Genomic DNA, 14,934 nt, shown 5'->3' with positions numbered 1-14,934 from the left:
AATGACCCTTCCTGAAGTACAAAATGCAATCAACGAAAAGAAGATTTGCATTTTAATCCCTACTTACAATAATGAAAAAACCCTGAAAAGGGTAATAGACGGTGTGCTGGATTACACTGAAAACATTATTGCGGTCAATGATGGTTCTACAGATTCTACATCTGGTATTTTAGCGCAGTATCCGCAGATCACAGTAATTTCCCTTCCGGAGAACAACGGAAAGGGAAACGGGCTTAAAACAGGCTTTAGAAAGGCAAAAGAACTGGGGTATTATTACGCCATTACCATTGATTCGGACGGACAGCATTATCCTGATGATATTCCTGTATTTGTAGAAGCAATGATTCAGGAAAAAGAAGAGGTACTTCTGATCGGAAACAGAAATATGTCTCAGGATGGAATTCCGAAAAAGAGCAGCTTTGGGAATAGATTTTCTAATTTCTGGTTCTGGTTTGAGACCGGAATCAAACTGGAAGATACCCAATCCGGCTACCGATTATATCCATTATTAAAAATTCCAAAAAAATACTTCACCCCGAAATTTGAATTTGAAATAGAAATCATTGTAAGAACAGCCTGGAGGCATGTTCCTGTAAAGAATGTCCCGATCAAAGTTTTGTATGACCCTTCAGAAAGGGTTTCTCATTTCAGACCGTTCAAAGATTTTACAAGGATCAGTATTCTGAATACTATTTTAGTGACCATCACCCTGCTCTACATTATTCCGCGAAATTTCGTGAATAATTTCAAAAAAAAAAGCTTTAAAAAATTCATCAGGGAAGATGTTCTTGAAAGTGACGGCAGCAACCGTACAAAGGCATTCTCTATTGCATTAGGTGTATTTATAGGATTCTCTCCTTTCTGGGGATTTCATACCCTGCTTGTGATTTCACTGGCAGTTCTTTTCAAACTGAATAAAGTTTTGGCTTTTGTAGCCTCGAATGTAAGTCTTCCCCCGCTTATCCCTTTCGTCATTGCAGCGTCTCTTTTTTTGGGATCTCCGTTTGTGCATGGTGACAGTAATATTCTAAGCGGTGAACTCAATTTTGAACTGATTAAAAACAATCTGCTTCAATATGTGATCGGCAGTGCTATTTTAGCGACATCGATGTCTGCTATTTGCGGAATTGCCACCTTTCTTTTTCTGAATAAACTGAATCCGGAGAATGAGTAGGGAGATTTTAGATATCAGATATGAGACATCAGATGTGAGATGTGAGAAATGAAACTTTCTATATTGGTTTTAGCAACTAAAATACTTTAAAACAAAAACACGCTGCCCTCAAACCCATACCACGGAACTCCATCCACTTTCAAGTAATCGGCAAAAAAAGCCCTGAAGCAGAGCTCCAGGACTTTATTCTCTATACTGTTATTATTCTACTTTTATTTTGACACAATAATTTTCTGGCTGTAATCAATGGCATTCCCCTTGATGGTCACCATATAAACCCCGTTCAATAATGCATTAACGTTGACGGTGGTCTGTTTGTTCAGATTGATTTTTTCTGAAGAAACCAGTTTCCCTGTAAAATCATACACTGAAACGGTAGTGATTCCTGAAAGATCCATTCCTGAAGGAGTTTTTATCGTGAATTCAGTTTTCACCGGATTTGGATAGATTGATATTCCTTTGGAATTAGCAGAAGCCTCATTCACGGCCAAAGTATTACATTCAGCCGGAACATCGAAGTTTTCAACCTGATCGCTTAGGTCCGGAGCAGGCTGATTATAATTCTGCCATATTCCAACCAGTCCTCCTGGTGCTGCATTAACGCCTAAACCTCTTTTCGCAAATACCTTCCAGATCATACATTTATCTGCTCCGTTGGTTTTTGCCATGTCAGCAGCTAAGATCGCGTCTCTTCCCTGTATAAAGTTGGGGTTACATTGCTGCAATTTAAGGGCGTCAACTACCAATTGAAGTACTCTAGCACTTCCACTGTTAGGATTAGCCAATACATTGCTGTTATAGCCATATTTTTCTACGTATTTCCAGTTAAGATCCCAAAGCATTGTTGCCCATACAAATCCTATACTGTGAACATCTGCTCTGGTAACCGGAATGATGGTACCATTAGTTAATCTTACATTATCGTTAACTTTCATCCCATTAGTTCTGGCATAGGTATAATTATTAACTGTAAAATCAGGTGAATATCTCGCGGGTCTTATCCCTGCTCCATCTGTGGGTTGACTGGCTGTAAAGGTAGCCATCCCTCTGGGAACAGAAGCATTGTCTCCAGGTTTGTTGGTCAGCATCAAGGCAAAGAAATCAGACCATCCTTCTCCCATCTGCTCATTGGAAGTTCCGTAATTTAAACAGTTGTTTCCGGTACCTGTCATACGGTTGGTGATTCCATGTCCGTACTCGTGTGCCATAACCCCATTGTCTAAGCTTCCGTCTTTATAAACGTAATTTAATTTATCATATTTTAATGTTGCGCTGATCGTTGCTCCATTGGTAATTTCAGATTGTAAGAACTGTCCTTCCGTTTTTCCAATCATAATGGTCGGAATGGTAATAGTAGCATCTGTACCACCTAAACCTACCGGAGTATCACTATTGGGGTGATATTGTATAACTCCTACAGCACCGGCATTCTGCAGATTTTTGGTTTTAACTGCAAAACCGCAAGTCGCCGCAGTTACTACCGCTATTTTACCTGTTAAGCTTCCTGCTGCTACAGCCGTACATGCATCAGCAGGTACAGAAAGTGCTAAATTTCCAGTTACAGGAGCATTTCCTTCAAGTGCCGGGCCAAACTGTGCCGTTCTGCTTATTGGAACTCTTGCTGTGTAAATGGATGGCGAATTATAGAAGAGATTCTGCATCTGTGTAGGCTCAAATAAGTACATCTGCATTCTAGGGGCAGATCCGTCTGCAGGCGACTGGAAGTTCGCATTATTATAAGCCCCTCCGTCTCTGGCTTCTGCCAAAACAGCATCATTCCCTGCACCAACGCCACTGAAATTAGTGGTCTGAAAATTTCTGGCTGTTTCTGTGAATCCAAATTTATAAAATACGTCATGCATTTTATTATTGACATAAAATAAATTGGTCACCGCTGCAGAAGTATAATTCTGTGGAGGCAGTGTTACATCCATCGGGAAATCAAAAGCTCTTGCGGCTCCGCCATCGGCAGAAAACTGAACCGTATTGGTATTGTTTTCATCAGTGTAGGCGTACGCATTATTTCCTCTGGTGTTCGTATAATGATTGGTTCCGTCAGAATGCCATCCTTCAGGAGAAGCTGTCAAGTCCCATGGATTATTCAGCAATGCTCTGCTTCCAAAAGAAGGCGCTTCCACCGGGAATGGCAGAACGTTATAAGAGGCATTATCAGGAGCCAGAACAAAATTCTTGTGAAGACTACTGTTTTGCTGTTGTAGAGGAGCAGGAAGTACAGAAGGCTGACTATTCAGCTTTGTTTGCGATAATTCTGTTGGAAAGTGCTCGTGAGCACCGTCATGGAAATCACATGAGAGGGTAAGATTTTCGCGGTATAAAACAGAACCGTCATCTGTACTAATGATTAAAGTCCACAGATTGCCTGTCCCTCTTTCTTCTAAATCGAACTGGTATCCAAGAATCAATTCTCCGCCTTTTGCGAAGTATACGAGCTTAGTTTTTAAAGGCTCTTCTTTCCCCTGACGGTTTTTAACGGTAGTCAGGCCATTGAGTTTCCTGGCAGCTTCTGCTACCAGAGCCTCCTTATTGGTATTCTCCTTTCCTTTTACCAGGGAAGGATAAGTTTTCATAAAAGTATCGGCAAAGCTCAGCACTTTATCTTCTCTAACCAAAACATTGGCTGAACTTGCAAAAACCGGAACACCATTGATGGTTTGCTGTATTCCTACCACATCACCTTTCAGACTTGTTGAAGGGTCAACATTCACAACGGTAAATGCTTTCAGCTCAGGATTTATTCTTTGAAACGTCTTTTCAGCATTGACGTAGTCTTTGATCACCTGTTCATGTTTCTGAGCAGACAACGCACCATAGCCGAAAAAAGAACAAAGCAATAAAAACTTAACACTTAGTCGAATTCTTTTCATATGTTTTACTTTGATTTAATTTACTTCCTCTGTTAGTAGCGAAAACAACAAAATGTTACAACATTCATACATAACTTTAAAAAGTATTCTATAATATTAATCAAAAAATACATTTTAGATACAAAAATCACTTAATTCACTGAGCGGGAAATTAGATTTTATTCATGGGATCAATTTATTTAAAAACAACATCCGAAAAAGATAACGGACTCATAATCAATGTAACAAATATCGAGAGAATGATTAAAACCAATTGGTACTGATCATAGGTTTTTTCTTTATCCTCTTCTTTCACTTCAAAAGTAAATTTGATTTTATCCGGTTTTCTGATGATCATCCAGATAAAGCCCAAAATAATAAGATTTAAGACAATAGGCGCAAAAAGAAACATTTTACTCCCGAATCCATCATTTTTCCCACCATAACCGTGGATGGGTATACTATCAGGAATATCATTGTACCTTGTCAGCAGATAGGCTGTGTAACTGATTATAATGATAAAAGGAATAGAGAAGAGCAGCTTTATATGTTTTGGAATCATTTTAATTTCTTTAAAGTTTTCTTGAGGTATTTTTCTACATTTTTCCTGTCCGGTACAGTAGTAATTTCTTTTGTCAGTGCTTTTTCAAATTCACCTTTGGCTTTTAGCCACTCATTCTTACCGAAATAATATTTTCCCGACTGGTAATAAACCAACCAAAAATCAGGGTTCATGGCTTGATAATGGGGAATAAAGTTATCCGCCAGTGTCATGTCTTTATCATCTGTGGCAGTATTTAGATCTTCACTCATTACTTTAGATACCTGATAGTTTTCAAATTCATCAGAATCTGCGAAGGGATCTCTGGGAATATTCAGCGCTTTTTTTGCCTGAAAGCTTTCGGATGCCTTTTTACCGGAAAAGACTTCATTGAGATCATAGCATACAAATTCTCCCAACTGGTAAGGATTGGAAGAAACCCAGACGAGTTTTTTTTCAGGTGAAAATATCACGGCGTGATGTGCCAGCAACTGATTGATCGCTTTTTCATTCCCATAGCCTATCTTCCGGTCTTTTAAACCGGATTTATCTCTTAAAATATCGGCCATTTTTTCAGGATTCAGTTTTTTCTTCTTCTCCAGAAGTTCCTGAAGCTTTTCGTATCGGTATTCGGAATGGCTTTCCAAGATTTGTTTTTGATTTCTTTTATCTTCTTTATACGCTTCCGACTGAAAATGATTGGTACAGAAAACACGGCTTGTATTTTCCACCTTGTAAACTCCGAAATTTTTAGGGGAAACTTCTATGATCACTGCATTTCTGTCATGAGCACTTCCGACCAGAATAGATTCGGAAACAAACACTTTTCTTTTTTTTGCAATGGCAACGGCTTCGTCTATGCTTTTCGCATACTGTAGAATTTCCCGGGTCACAAGGGAAATGGGAGTCTTTGCGGTCAGGGGAATTTTGGATTTCCCGGCATTGATGGTTACTGTAATTCCTTCTTTATTCATGCCGGAAACCACACCTATCATTCCGGGCCAGCTTACGGACATATAGGGAATTCCGGTTTCCGGTTCTACAAATTCGATTAGCTTATTTTTAGCAAAATCATCCCCTACATAAAAATCAAAATTTCTCCCGATCAGTAAGTCTCCATCTTCAGTATTTTCGTTCCATACAGCCAGGGAAGTACATCCTACCATGGCCAGATCCTGCATAGCATGGCCGATGTCGTGGGCTCCGTGAAGATACAGGCTCCTGAGATATTTTGGAGCAATAAAGTTGTATTGATCTGAAGAATATCGGGACAAACCGTATAATTCTGTTTGATAGTCTTCCCGAACATTCAGGTACATTTTCCTGTTGTACCATTTTAGAAATCCTCTGAGAATTTTCTGTTTAAACTTTGACGGAACAAAACCTTCGACTTTGGAAAAGAAGATCTCTTCCTGTCGCTGCATCAGGTCTTGAGTCAATGCTCCGTTGTTATATCCCAGCTGCAATGGATTTCCTTTAATATAAAGTTCCCATAGCTGCTGCTTATTTTTTGTTAAATAATTCTGATTAAAGCTGAATGTAGAATCATTGATTTTGTTGACCTTTGGAGTTTCCACCGCATAAGCACTGATATCAGGAATATGTCTGACCGATTTTGAAACTCCGCATGAAATAAGGGAAAGGATCAGGAAAAAATAAATTCCCCAAGGTACTGTAGCAAGCCGGTTATTTTTTTTCATTCATTTTAATCATTTGTTTCAGCCGCTTATCAATTATCTCTTTCCCGAGAATTTCTGCACAGGTATTGAAGGCGCCGATGGTTACCCCAAGAATTCCATGCATATTGACAGACTGTCCCGTAAGGAAAAGGTTATCGATCTTTGTGCGGGGCGAAACCATTGTTTTTAAAGGGTTATCCGAATTTTTCATATATCCGTACATATTTCCTTCAAAGCTGCCGATATAGTCCCTGTATGACAATGGCGATGAAGTGTAGATATTTTGTATGGAATGTCTGAGATTAGGAATTTTCTTTTCCAGTGCCGAGATCATTTTTTCTGCTTTACCCATTTTAAATTCTTCGTACTTCAATCCTCTCTCGTGTTCTTCTGCTACTGTATTGATGGTTTTCTCCCAGGATTTAACCTCATCAAAATCCATATAAGAGATTGCCGTAAGACTTTCTGCGTAGTCGGGATGATGCTTTGAGGCTGTAGAAGAGAGCATATAGGTTTCAGGCCAGTTTTCTTTGCTGTAACGGAATGCGTTCCAGACCATCTCTTCTGATGAATAATGGTAGATATTATAATTAAAGCTAGGGAAAGTATGAGGTTTTAATACCAGATAAACACTAAAGCATGACGACACCGGCGCCCAGCTCATCACTCTGTTCGAAAAGGATTTTCTCAAACGGTCTTCCCCGATCAGTTTCATGACGGAACGGATTTCTATGTTTGAAATAAATTTCCCTGCAATATATTCTTTTCCTGACTTTGTTTTTACTGAAGAGAGCTTATTGTTTTCATTAAAAATAAATTCGGAAACCTCAGAATGTTTGTGTACTTCTGCTCCGTACTGCCGAAGCTTTTTGATCAGGAGTTTTGTAATCTGGCTTCCGCCTTTGATACATTTATAAGCACTCTGAATATAAGAATTTACGGTAAGCGCATGAACATAGAACGGTGTATTTTCTGAATCTCCGCCATATAAAAAATTGGAACCGAGCAATACTGCCTGCAATTTTTTGTCCTGGGTAACAGACTCTATGAATCTTTTGGTATTGAGGTGAAGAATTTCTTCATTATAATTATCTTTCCCAACTACCTGATATCTTGGAAACTGTGCACACACGTACTGGATTTCCTCACAATAGTTTTCTAAGTTTTGTTTTTCGTTAGGAAAATGGGCAATAAGCTGTTCCACAAAGTTTTCATAACCCTGCGCATGAGGATATTCTATGCTTTCATTTCCAAAAGAAATTCTGTCAGAACCGTCCTCATCCATTTTGTGAAGTTCGAGCTCCTCCATAATCTCAAGATAGGAAAAGAACTGGTGAAGATTTTGCCCTTTCGAAAGGCCTCCCAGATAATGAACTCCGGTATCAAATATCAGCTTATCCCTTGAAAAGGTCTGCAGATTTCCGCCATACTGATTGTTTTTTTCCAGGACACAGACTTTCAGACCTTCTTTCGCCAAAATCAGAGCTGAAACAAGGCCTCCCAATCCACTACCGATCACCAGTATATCGTATTCTTTTTTCAAAGGAGAAAAATTGTGTGTTTTTTTATTGAGAGTTAGTATAAGATTAAACACAAAGACGCAAAATAGCTGTTTACAGACCTGCTGTTTTTAAAAACCTAAGGCGCAAAAATTCAATAAATACGGTTGGGTTTAAAACCATCTCAACTCTCTCATCAGGTTTAATTCTGAATTATTATTAGTTTTGAGGGATAAAATTAGAAAAATTAATCAATATCATCCCAAAAATCGAAATAATTGAACCATTGAAGGGGATATTTTGTGATCATCGATTCCAGGTTCTGTACATAGGAATTAAGAAGTCCCTGAGAATCACGGTTTTTAATATTTTTCGCAACTCTTGCATATAAGTGATAGTGAAGATTTTTTTCTTTCATCACATACACATAGACTACAGGAACACCAAGACGTGAAGCGATCAAAAACGGACCGGCAGGAAATTTAGCACTTTTCCCCAGCAAATCAGCTTCTAAATATTTTGAACCTTCGAAATACCGGTCGCCTGTAAAGCAGATCAGCTCATTATCTGATAACGCCTGATTGATCTCAAAAATGTGAGACATATCGTCTTTGACGTAGATGAATTTGATGTTGCTTTGTTTAACGGCAACGCTTTCCAGATATTCTTTAATAACCGTCACTTCCTGATCGGTGGTCACCAGATTGATCTGACAGTCAAAATCAATATCAGCAAAGAAATATTCTGCAATTTCAAAATTTCCGATATGGGCACTGATCAAAACGCCTCCTTTTTTTTCTGCTAAAAGGTTTCTAAGGTTTTCTATTCCGTCAAATTCATAAGTATATTTTTCCCTTAATCCGGCAGAAATAGCTGTTTTATCTATCAAAACCTTACCGAAAGTGAAATAGCTTTTGAATACGGCAGCTTTTGCTTTCCAATAGCCATAGTTCAATCTTTTCTGAAAATAATAAGAGATGTAGCGATTGCTTTTTTTAAGAAATAAAAAATAATAGGAAGCTACAAGATAGAGCACCCCATATGAACTCCGGATTCCGATATTTCTAATACACCAGACGAATATTTTATATCCGGTTATGGTTCCTTTAGATTTACCTTTCCACTTGTTCATATATACAGTTTACCAATTGATCAATATACCAGTGTAACAATCTTTCGGCTGAAGTCATTGTTACACTGGTATATTTTTTTTATTGTTACATTATTAAAAAGAATAAAGTTCAATCGATAGTTATGCGTTTTTTGCGGCAATTTTATTTTCAATAGTGGTATAGAAATCATCAAATGTCACCATTTGTTTAAAATCTGCTTCTCCCAATTTCACTCCGAAATTGGATTCGATCACGACTACCAGATCGATATAGTCCAGGCTGTCCAGCCCAAGCGTCTTTTTCAGGTTGGCGTCATTACTGATCTCATCGCCATCTACCTCGAATTCGTTTACTAAGAAATCATTAGCGATGTCAACAATTTTTTCCCTTTCCATGTTTTTAATCAAATTTTTTAACTATTAATGCGGAGTTGGTTCCCCCAAATCCGAAAGAATTGGACAAAAATACGTCAATTTTTTGATTTTTCGTTTTTGAGACCAAATTTATCCTTTTCGCCTCATCGTCAGGGTTTTCCAGGTTGATGTTCGGTGCTATAAAATCATTCTGCATCATCAGAATCGAGTACACTACTTCACTTGCTCCTGCCATCCAGCATTCGTGTCCGGTCATAGACTTGGTAGAACTTACCGGAATTTCACTTCCGAAAATCTCGTAGATTGCTTTGGCTTCATTGGCATCCCCGATGGGGGTAGAGGTGGCATGAGCGTTAATATAATCTATATCTTCCCCTTTTAATCCGGATTGTTTCAAAGCTCTCTGCATAGCCAGAGCCGGGCCGTCTACATTCGGTGTTGAAATATGTCCGCCATTTGAAGAAAAACCGTACCCTACAATCTCTGCAAGAATGGTGGCTCCTCTTCTTTGGGCAGATTCCAAACTTTCCACCACAAGACTGGCTGCTCCTCCACTTGGGATCAGTCCGTCTCTTCCGGCATCAAAAGGTCTTGACGCTTTGGTGGGTTCATCTTCTCTCACGGAGAAAACACCCAGTCCGTCAAAACTAGCCATTGAATATTTGTTGGTTTCCTGCGCTCCCCCACAAATGATCATATCCTGAAAACCATTGCTGATCATCATATAAGCAAGGCCCAGGGAATGTGATCCGCTGGCACAGGCTGCACTGATAGTCAGGTTAATTCCTTTCAGTTTGAAGATCGTTGAAAGGTTCATTGTCACTGTAGAATTCATTGATTTAAAGATCGCGCCCGATCCCATCAATGTCGTATCTTTCTTTTCTCTGGCAATATCGATAGATTCTACTACCGCCTGAGAAACACTGTCATTTCCGTATAGAATACCCACTTCATGGCTGTCCAGGAAATCCTGGTCTATCCCTGCCTGTTTCAATGCATCACTGGTCGCAAGGTAAGCATACTCGCTTTCCTCACCCATGCTTACACGCTGGCGTCTGTTGAGCAGATTTTTAAGATCCGGTTTCGGGACTACCCCTGTAAGGCCAGACCTGAATCCGAATTCTTTTCTTTCCTGTACTAAAGCAATACCGGATTTTCCTTGATATAGGGATTCTCTGACTTCTTCCAAAGAGGTCCCGATGCAAGAATAAATTCCCATTCCGGTAATTACAACCCTATTTTCCATGAGTTTTATTAATTTAACAATGTATCAGTGGAACAATGTAACAATCCAATTGAGGTCACAGCAACATTGTTACACTGCTACATTGCTCTATTGTTACATTATTTATGAGTATATTCCCCCGTTGATATTCACAATTTCCCCGGTAATATAAGACGCTTTTCTGGATGCTAAAAACGCGACCAGATCCGCAACTTCTTCCGCTTCACCAAATCTGTTGGCCGGAATCATTGCTTTAAGCTCATCTTCATTGAAGTCCTGAGTCATATCTGTTCTGATAAATCCCGGAGCTACTGCATTTACAGTGATATTTCTTTTGGCTACTTCCTGTGCGAGTGCTTTTGTAGCGCCTACCAAAGCGCCTTTTGCTGCAGAATAATTGGTTTGTCCTGCTGTTCCTTTTACTCCGGAAACAGAAACCATATTGATGATTCTTCCGTATTTATTTCGAAGAAGTTTCTGGATAAAGAAGTTCGTTACATTGAAAAAGCCGTTCAGGCTGGTATTGATTACACTGTTCCAATCATCACTCTGCATCCACATGAATAATCCGTCTCTTGTGATCCCGGCGTTGTTTACAATGACCTCAACGATCGCATCAGGATTATTATCCTGCCATTCCGTCAAAACACCAAGACTTTCTTCAGCACTGGCCACGTCGAATTTCAGGATCTCTCCTGTAGCTCCCAACTCCTGTACTTTAGCCAGAGTTTCCTTAGCTGCCACTTCATTGGAAGCGTAGTTGATGAGGATATGGTAATTTTTTTCTTCTGCCAGTTTTATACAGATTGCTCTACCTATTCCCCTGGAGCCCCCTGTTACAATTGCACATTTCATGTGTTAGTGTTTAGTTAGTTTTTTTAAGTATAATTTTTAATCCTTAGGTGTATAACAATTTATTACTGTCCGTAATTACATTGCCTTTAAATATTTTTTCACTTCCTCCAGATACGGATACATCACCATATCATCTGAGAAAGGAGGAATAATCTTTCTTATGTCGTCATAAAGCTCTTTGGTAGAAGACGACACTTTGTCCTGAAAACCAAGATATTCCACAGCCTGAATAATGGTAATGGCTTCAATCGCCAATACTTCAAAAGCGTTCTCGATGACCTTTCTGCAGATCACTGCGGCATTGGTCCCCATGCTTACAATATCCTGATTATCATTATTATTAGGGATACTGTGTACATACATTGAATTGGAAAGCATCTGGCTTTCTGCCGTTGTAGAGGTTGCCGTAAACTGAACGCCCTGCATCCCGAAATTGAAACCTAATTTACCTAAATTTACAAAGGGAGGCAAAATTTCGTTGATCTTTGCATTTAAAAGATAGTTCAACTGTCTTTCAGCAAGCATGGTAAGCTTGGTTACTACGATCTTCAGTTTATCCATTTCAAGCGAAATATAATCACCGTGGAAATTTCCACCGTGATAGACATGCTTATCCTCAACGTTAATGATGGGATTATCATTGGCTGAATTGATCTCATTTTCAAGAACATTTTCAGTGTATTCCAGAGTATCTAAAACAGGACCTAAAATCTGCGGAACACATCGTAAAGAATAGTATTCCTGAACTTTTTCCTTAAATACTTTTTCCTGTTCTTCAAAGTGGGTATATAGGTGGTCTTCTCTTTTTCTGATCAGTTTACTATCCGCCAGATGAGCACGCATTCTTTCCGCCACTTTCTGCTGACCGTAATGTTTTTTCGTTCCGTTCAAAGCTTCTGAAAGATGATCATCATAAGCCTGAACAATCTCATTGATCGCGCATGAAAGTCTAATTGAAATATCGGTTAACTGATTCGCTTTATAGGCATTAACGATCCCTATTCCGGACATAACAGAAGTTCCGTTCATCAAAGCAAGTCCTTCACGGATCTCTACTTTGATAGGTTCAAGCCCCTCCGTTTCGAAAATGTCCCGGGTCAGTTTTCTTTCCCCTTTATAAAATACCTCTCCTTCTCCGATCAAAACCAGAGCCAGGTGGGCAAGCTGGACCAAATCGCCACTTGCTCCTACACCTCCGTGTTCAAAAATTAATGGAGTAATATCTCTGTTGATCAATTCTTTAAGCAAATGAACAACCGATTGGTGAACCCCTGAATTCCCGAGCGAAAGCGTATTGAGTCTTGCCAGCATACAGGCTTTTACCTCCTGAGCTGGTAACGGATTTCCAATTCCTGAAGAATGGCTTCTGATGAGGTTATACTGAAGCTGGTGGGTATCTTCATCACTGATTTTAAACTGAGCCATTGGCCCAAAACCGGTATTCACACCATATATTACTTTATTTCTTGAAAATTCCTTTAAAAACTGAAAACTTGTTTCTACTCTGTCTAAAAGAGCTACGTCCAGTTCTATTTTTTCATTCTCAATGATAATTTTTTGAAAATCCTTCAGTTCTAAAAAGTTATTTATTTTCATCAATTAAAAGTAATAGTTGCTAATTTTGTAAAATATTAATTAATTGTCACTAATTTTGCGGCAAAGATAGAAGTTATTATTAAAATAAAAAATCAAGATGAGCAAAGAATTTGTTGATGTTCTCGTAATCGGGGCTGGGCCTTCCGGATGCGTATCTTCTTCATACTTAAAGAAGAACAATATCAACGTAAAAGTTGTCGAAAAGACAAAATTTCCAAGACTGGTAGTGGGTGAAAGCTTAATTCCCAGGGTAATGGATCATTTTGACGAGGCTGGACTTTTCCCTGCTTTGGATAAAATGGGCTTTGAAAAAAAACTGGGAGCCCGTTTCTTAAGAGGCAACGAAGTTTGTATTTTTGATTTTAGTGATAAATTCGGGGAAGGCTGGGACTGGACCTGGCAGGTTCCGAGAGCTGATTTTGATAACACCCTGGCCCAGGAAGTGATCAATAAAGGCATCGATCTGGAATTTGAGACTGAGGTAATTGATATTCAGTTTAACGGTACAGATTCTATAACAACTGTAAAAACCAAAGACGGCAACACTAAAGAAATTCATTCTAAATTCGTGATCGACTCAAGCGGTTACGGAAGAGTTTTACCCAGACTCCTTGATCTTGAAAAACCATCAAAACTATCTCCGCATTCCGCTATTTTCTCTCATGTAGAGGATACGAACAGAGAGGAAGGTGAAGAGGGAACACTTATATCTTTTGACATTATTGAAACCGAGGTATGGCTATGGGTTATTCCTTTTTCTAATGGAAATACGAGCGTAGGCATTGTAGGGCCTACAGAATATATTGATCAGCTTTCTGAAAATGGTGATGCCTCAGAAGCTTTAAGAAAAGCGATTTCTCTTTCAGAATACTATGTAAAACGTTTTGGAGATATAGATTTTCTATTTGATCCAAGACATCTGAAAGATTATTCATGTTCTGTAAAGCAATTATTCGGAGATGGCTATGCCCTTACGGGAAATGCCTCTGAATTCCTTGATCCTGTGTTCTCATCCGGAATGGCATTTGCAACAGAATCTGGGATGCTTGCCGCGAAACTGGCTTTAAGGCAGCTTAACGGTGAAAAGATTGACTGGCAGAAAGATTATACAGACTATATCCTTTATGGGGTAGATGTTTTCACCACGTATGTAAAGGAGTGGTACACCGGCAATCTTCAGGAACTTTTCTTCCACAGACCTGAAAACGAAGATGTAAAAAGAAAAATATGTGCGGTACTCGCAGGATATGTGTGGAATAAAGACAATCCTTTTGTAAAGAAACATGATACGGTCATTAAAAACCTGGCCAATCTTATTAAACTTGAAAAACAACAGGAACAATCATAAAAAAACGGTCTGAATATTCAGACCGTTTTCGTTTTATTTAACCGTTTTTTTTATTTCTGCACCTAGCTTCTTTCCTGTGATTTCATATGCTGCAGCAATTCTGCCGTATTCCCAGGAAAAATCTTTATTCATTTTTTTCCCTTGAATTTTATCCGCTTTTAATCTCATCACTACATTCGAAGGATTATCGGTTTCTACAAAAGTAAGATCAGAAGTTAATTTGGCTTCCTGCGATCCTATCATTCCGCCATACCACCCGGCATAGATCCATTTTGCATCAATGATTAAAGTGTATTTGGCTTTAACGTCGTTTTTAAATGTTATTTTTTTTGATTTGCTGTTAATCCCTTTAAAGAAATACTCTGCATATTCTGACTTTTTAAATTTCTCCCATTGAAAAATCCAGTTTTTCCAAACGGCTTCATTTTTTTTAGCTGTGATATCTTTTTCTCTGTTTTCAAGGTACTGCGCTTCGGTGAAATTTTTCTCCTGATAAACGGCATTATCAAATTTCAACTGAACATTCACTTCAGTCTGATCCTTTAAGAAATCAAAATTTCCTGATTCGAAATTAATTTGATTTTGTGCAAAAGATGGTATTGCAACTGCTATAAACAATAACAGAAATAATTTTTTCATGGTTTATAATTTTAAAAGATTTAAGTTG

The 14,934-nt window shown here is 38.7% G+C and carries 12 protein-coding genes; 2 read left to right on the top strand and 10 right to left on the bottom strand.

Going from position 1 to position 14,934, the window contains the following annotated elements:
* The first annotated feature begins 1 nt into the window (after position 1).
* A complete protein-coding gene (locus BW964_RS18340; RefSeq protein WP_076509375.1) occupies positions 2-1,174 on the top strand; it encodes a DUF2062 domain-containing protein in 1,173 nt (390 codons plus the stop codon).
* Between the two features lie 212 nt (positions 1,175-1,386).
* On the opposite strand, the gene BW964_RS18335 is transcribed toward BW964_RS18340, so the two are convergent.
* The 9 genes from BW964_RS18335 to BW964_RS18295 form a co-directional block, all read right to left on the bottom strand.
* Positions 1,387-4,059, bottom strand: a complete 2,673-nt coding sequence (locus BW964_RS18335) for a T9SS-dependent M36 family metallopeptidase (RefSeq protein WP_076509373.1) — start codon at positions 4,057-4,059, stop codon at positions 1,387-1,389.
* Positions 4,060-4,234: 175 nt separating this feature from the next.
* Entirely contained in the window at positions 4,235-4,600 is a 366-nt protein-coding gene (locus BW964_RS18330; protein WP_076509371.1) for a DUF1648 domain-containing protein, read from the bottom strand.
* Positions 4,597-6,279, bottom strand: coding sequence for a C45 family autoproteolytic acyltransferase/hydolase (locus tag BW964_RS18325; RefSeq protein ID WP_076509370.1), 1,683 nt, complete (start codon positions 6,277-6,279; stop codon positions 4,597-4,599). The genes BW964_RS18330 and BW964_RS18325 overlap by 4 nt, the downstream gene beginning before the upstream one ends.
* Positions 6,266-7,801, bottom strand: a complete 1,536-nt coding sequence (locus tag BW964_RS18320) for a phytoene desaturase family protein (RefSeq protein ID WP_076509478.1) — start codon at positions 7,799-7,801, stop codon at positions 6,266-6,268. Before BW964_RS18320 ends, BW964_RS18325 begins: the two co-directional genes overlap by 14 nt.
* A gap of 203 nt (positions 7,802-8,004) precedes the next feature.
* Positions 8,005-8,889 carry an LpxL/LpxP family acyltransferase gene (locus BW964_RS18315; RefSeq protein ID WP_076509369.1) on the bottom strand — a complete coding sequence of 295 codons (885 nt, stop codon included), beginning with the start codon at positions 8,887-8,889 and terminating at the stop codon, positions 8,005-8,007.
* Positions 8,890-9,009: 120 nt separating this feature from the next.
* Positions 9,010-9,264, bottom strand: coding sequence for an acyl carrier protein (locus BW964_RS18310; RefSeq protein ID WP_076509477.1), 255 nt, complete (start codon positions 9,262-9,264; stop codon positions 9,010-9,012).
* A 4-nt stretch (positions 9,265-9,268) separates the two neighbouring features.
* A complete protein-coding gene (locus BW964_RS18305) occupies positions 9,269-10,489 on the bottom strand; it encodes a beta-ketoacyl-[acyl-carrier-protein] synthase family protein (protein WP_076509368.1) in 1,221 nt (406 codons plus the stop codon).
* Between the two features lie 102 nt (positions 10,490-10,591).
* Complete coding sequence (fabG, locus tag BW964_RS18300; RefSeq protein ID WP_076509366.1) at positions 10,592-11,323, bottom strand: flexirubin biosynthesis SDR family reductase FlxB; 732 nt, start codon at positions 11,321-11,323, stop codon at positions 10,592-10,594.
* 75 nt (positions 11,324-11,398) lie between these two features.
* Complete coding sequence (locus tag BW964_RS18295) at positions 11,399-12,919, bottom strand: flexirubin biosynthesis tyrosine ammonia-lyase FlxA (RefSeq protein ID WP_076509365.1); 1,521 nt, start codon at positions 12,917-12,919, stop codon at positions 11,399-11,401.
* A gap of 97 nt (positions 12,920-13,016) precedes the next feature.
* On the opposite strand from BW964_RS18295, the gene BW964_RS18290 reads away from it, so the two are divergent.
* Entirely contained in the window at positions 13,017-14,267 is a 1,251-nt protein-coding gene (locus BW964_RS18290) for an NAD(P)/FAD-dependent oxidoreductase (RefSeq protein WP_076509363.1), read from the top strand.
* Positions 14,268-14,300: 33 nt separating this feature from the next.
* Here the strand turns inward: BW964_RS18290 and BW964_RS18285 are convergent, their stop codons facing one another.
* Positions 14,301-14,906, bottom strand: coding sequence for a hypothetical protein (locus BW964_RS18285; protein ID WP_076509361.1), 606 nt, complete (start codon positions 14,904-14,906; stop codon positions 14,301-14,303).
* Positions 14,907-14,934 lie beyond the last annotated feature (28 nt).

It is taken from the genome of Chryseobacterium shigense (assembly GCF_900156575.1).
GTDB classification, from domain to species: domain Bacteria; phylum Bacteroidota; class Bacteroidia; order Flavobacteriales; family Weeksellaceae; genus Chryseobacterium; species Chryseobacterium shigense.
The sequence above is the reverse complement of the archived record's forward strand: the minus strand, read 5'-3'. Positions and strand labels throughout refer to the sequence as shown.

Coding starts and splice junctions, on each gene's coding strand:
- BW964_RS18305 (WP_076509368.1), bottom strand. CDS start 10,489: ATGGAAAATAGGGTTGTAATTACCGGAATGGGAATTTATTCTTGCATC.
- BW964_RS18340 (WP_076509375.1), top strand. CDS start 2: ATGACCCTTCCTGAAGTACAAAATGCAATCAACGAAAAGAAGATTTGC.
- BW964_RS18285 (WP_076509361.1), bottom strand. CDS start 14,906: ATGAAAAAATTATTTCTGTTATTGTTTATAGCAGTTGCAATACCATCT.
- BW964_RS18315 (WP_076509369.1), bottom strand. CDS start 8,889: ATGAACAAGTGGAAAGGTAAATCTAAAGGAACCATAACCGGATATAAA.
- fabG (WP_076509366.1), bottom strand. CDS start 11,323: ATGAAATGTGCAATTGTAACAGGGGGCTCCAGGGGAATAGGTAGAGCA.
- BW964_RS18290 (WP_076509363.1), top strand. CDS start 13,017: ATGAGCAAAGAATTTGTTGATGTTCTCGTAATCGGGGCTGGGCCTTCC.
- BW964_RS18295 (WP_076509365.1), bottom strand. CDS start 12,919: ATGAAAATAAATAACTTTTTAGAACTGAAGGATTTTCAAAAAATTATC.
- BW964_RS18330 (WP_076509371.1), bottom strand. CDS start 4,600: ATGATTCCAAAACATATAAAGCTGCTCTTCTCTATTCCTTTTATCATT.
- BW964_RS18310 (WP_076509477.1), bottom strand. CDS start 9,264: ATGGAAAGGGAAAAAATTGTTGACATCGCTAATGATTTCTTAGTAAAC.
- BW964_RS18335 (WP_076509373.1), bottom strand. CDS start 4,059: ATGAAAAGAATTCGACTAAGTGTTAAGTTTTTATTGCTTTGTTCTTTT.
- BW964_RS18325 (WP_076509370.1), bottom strand. CDS start 6,279: ATGAAAAAAAATAACCGGCTTGCTACAGTACCTTGGGGAATTTATTTT.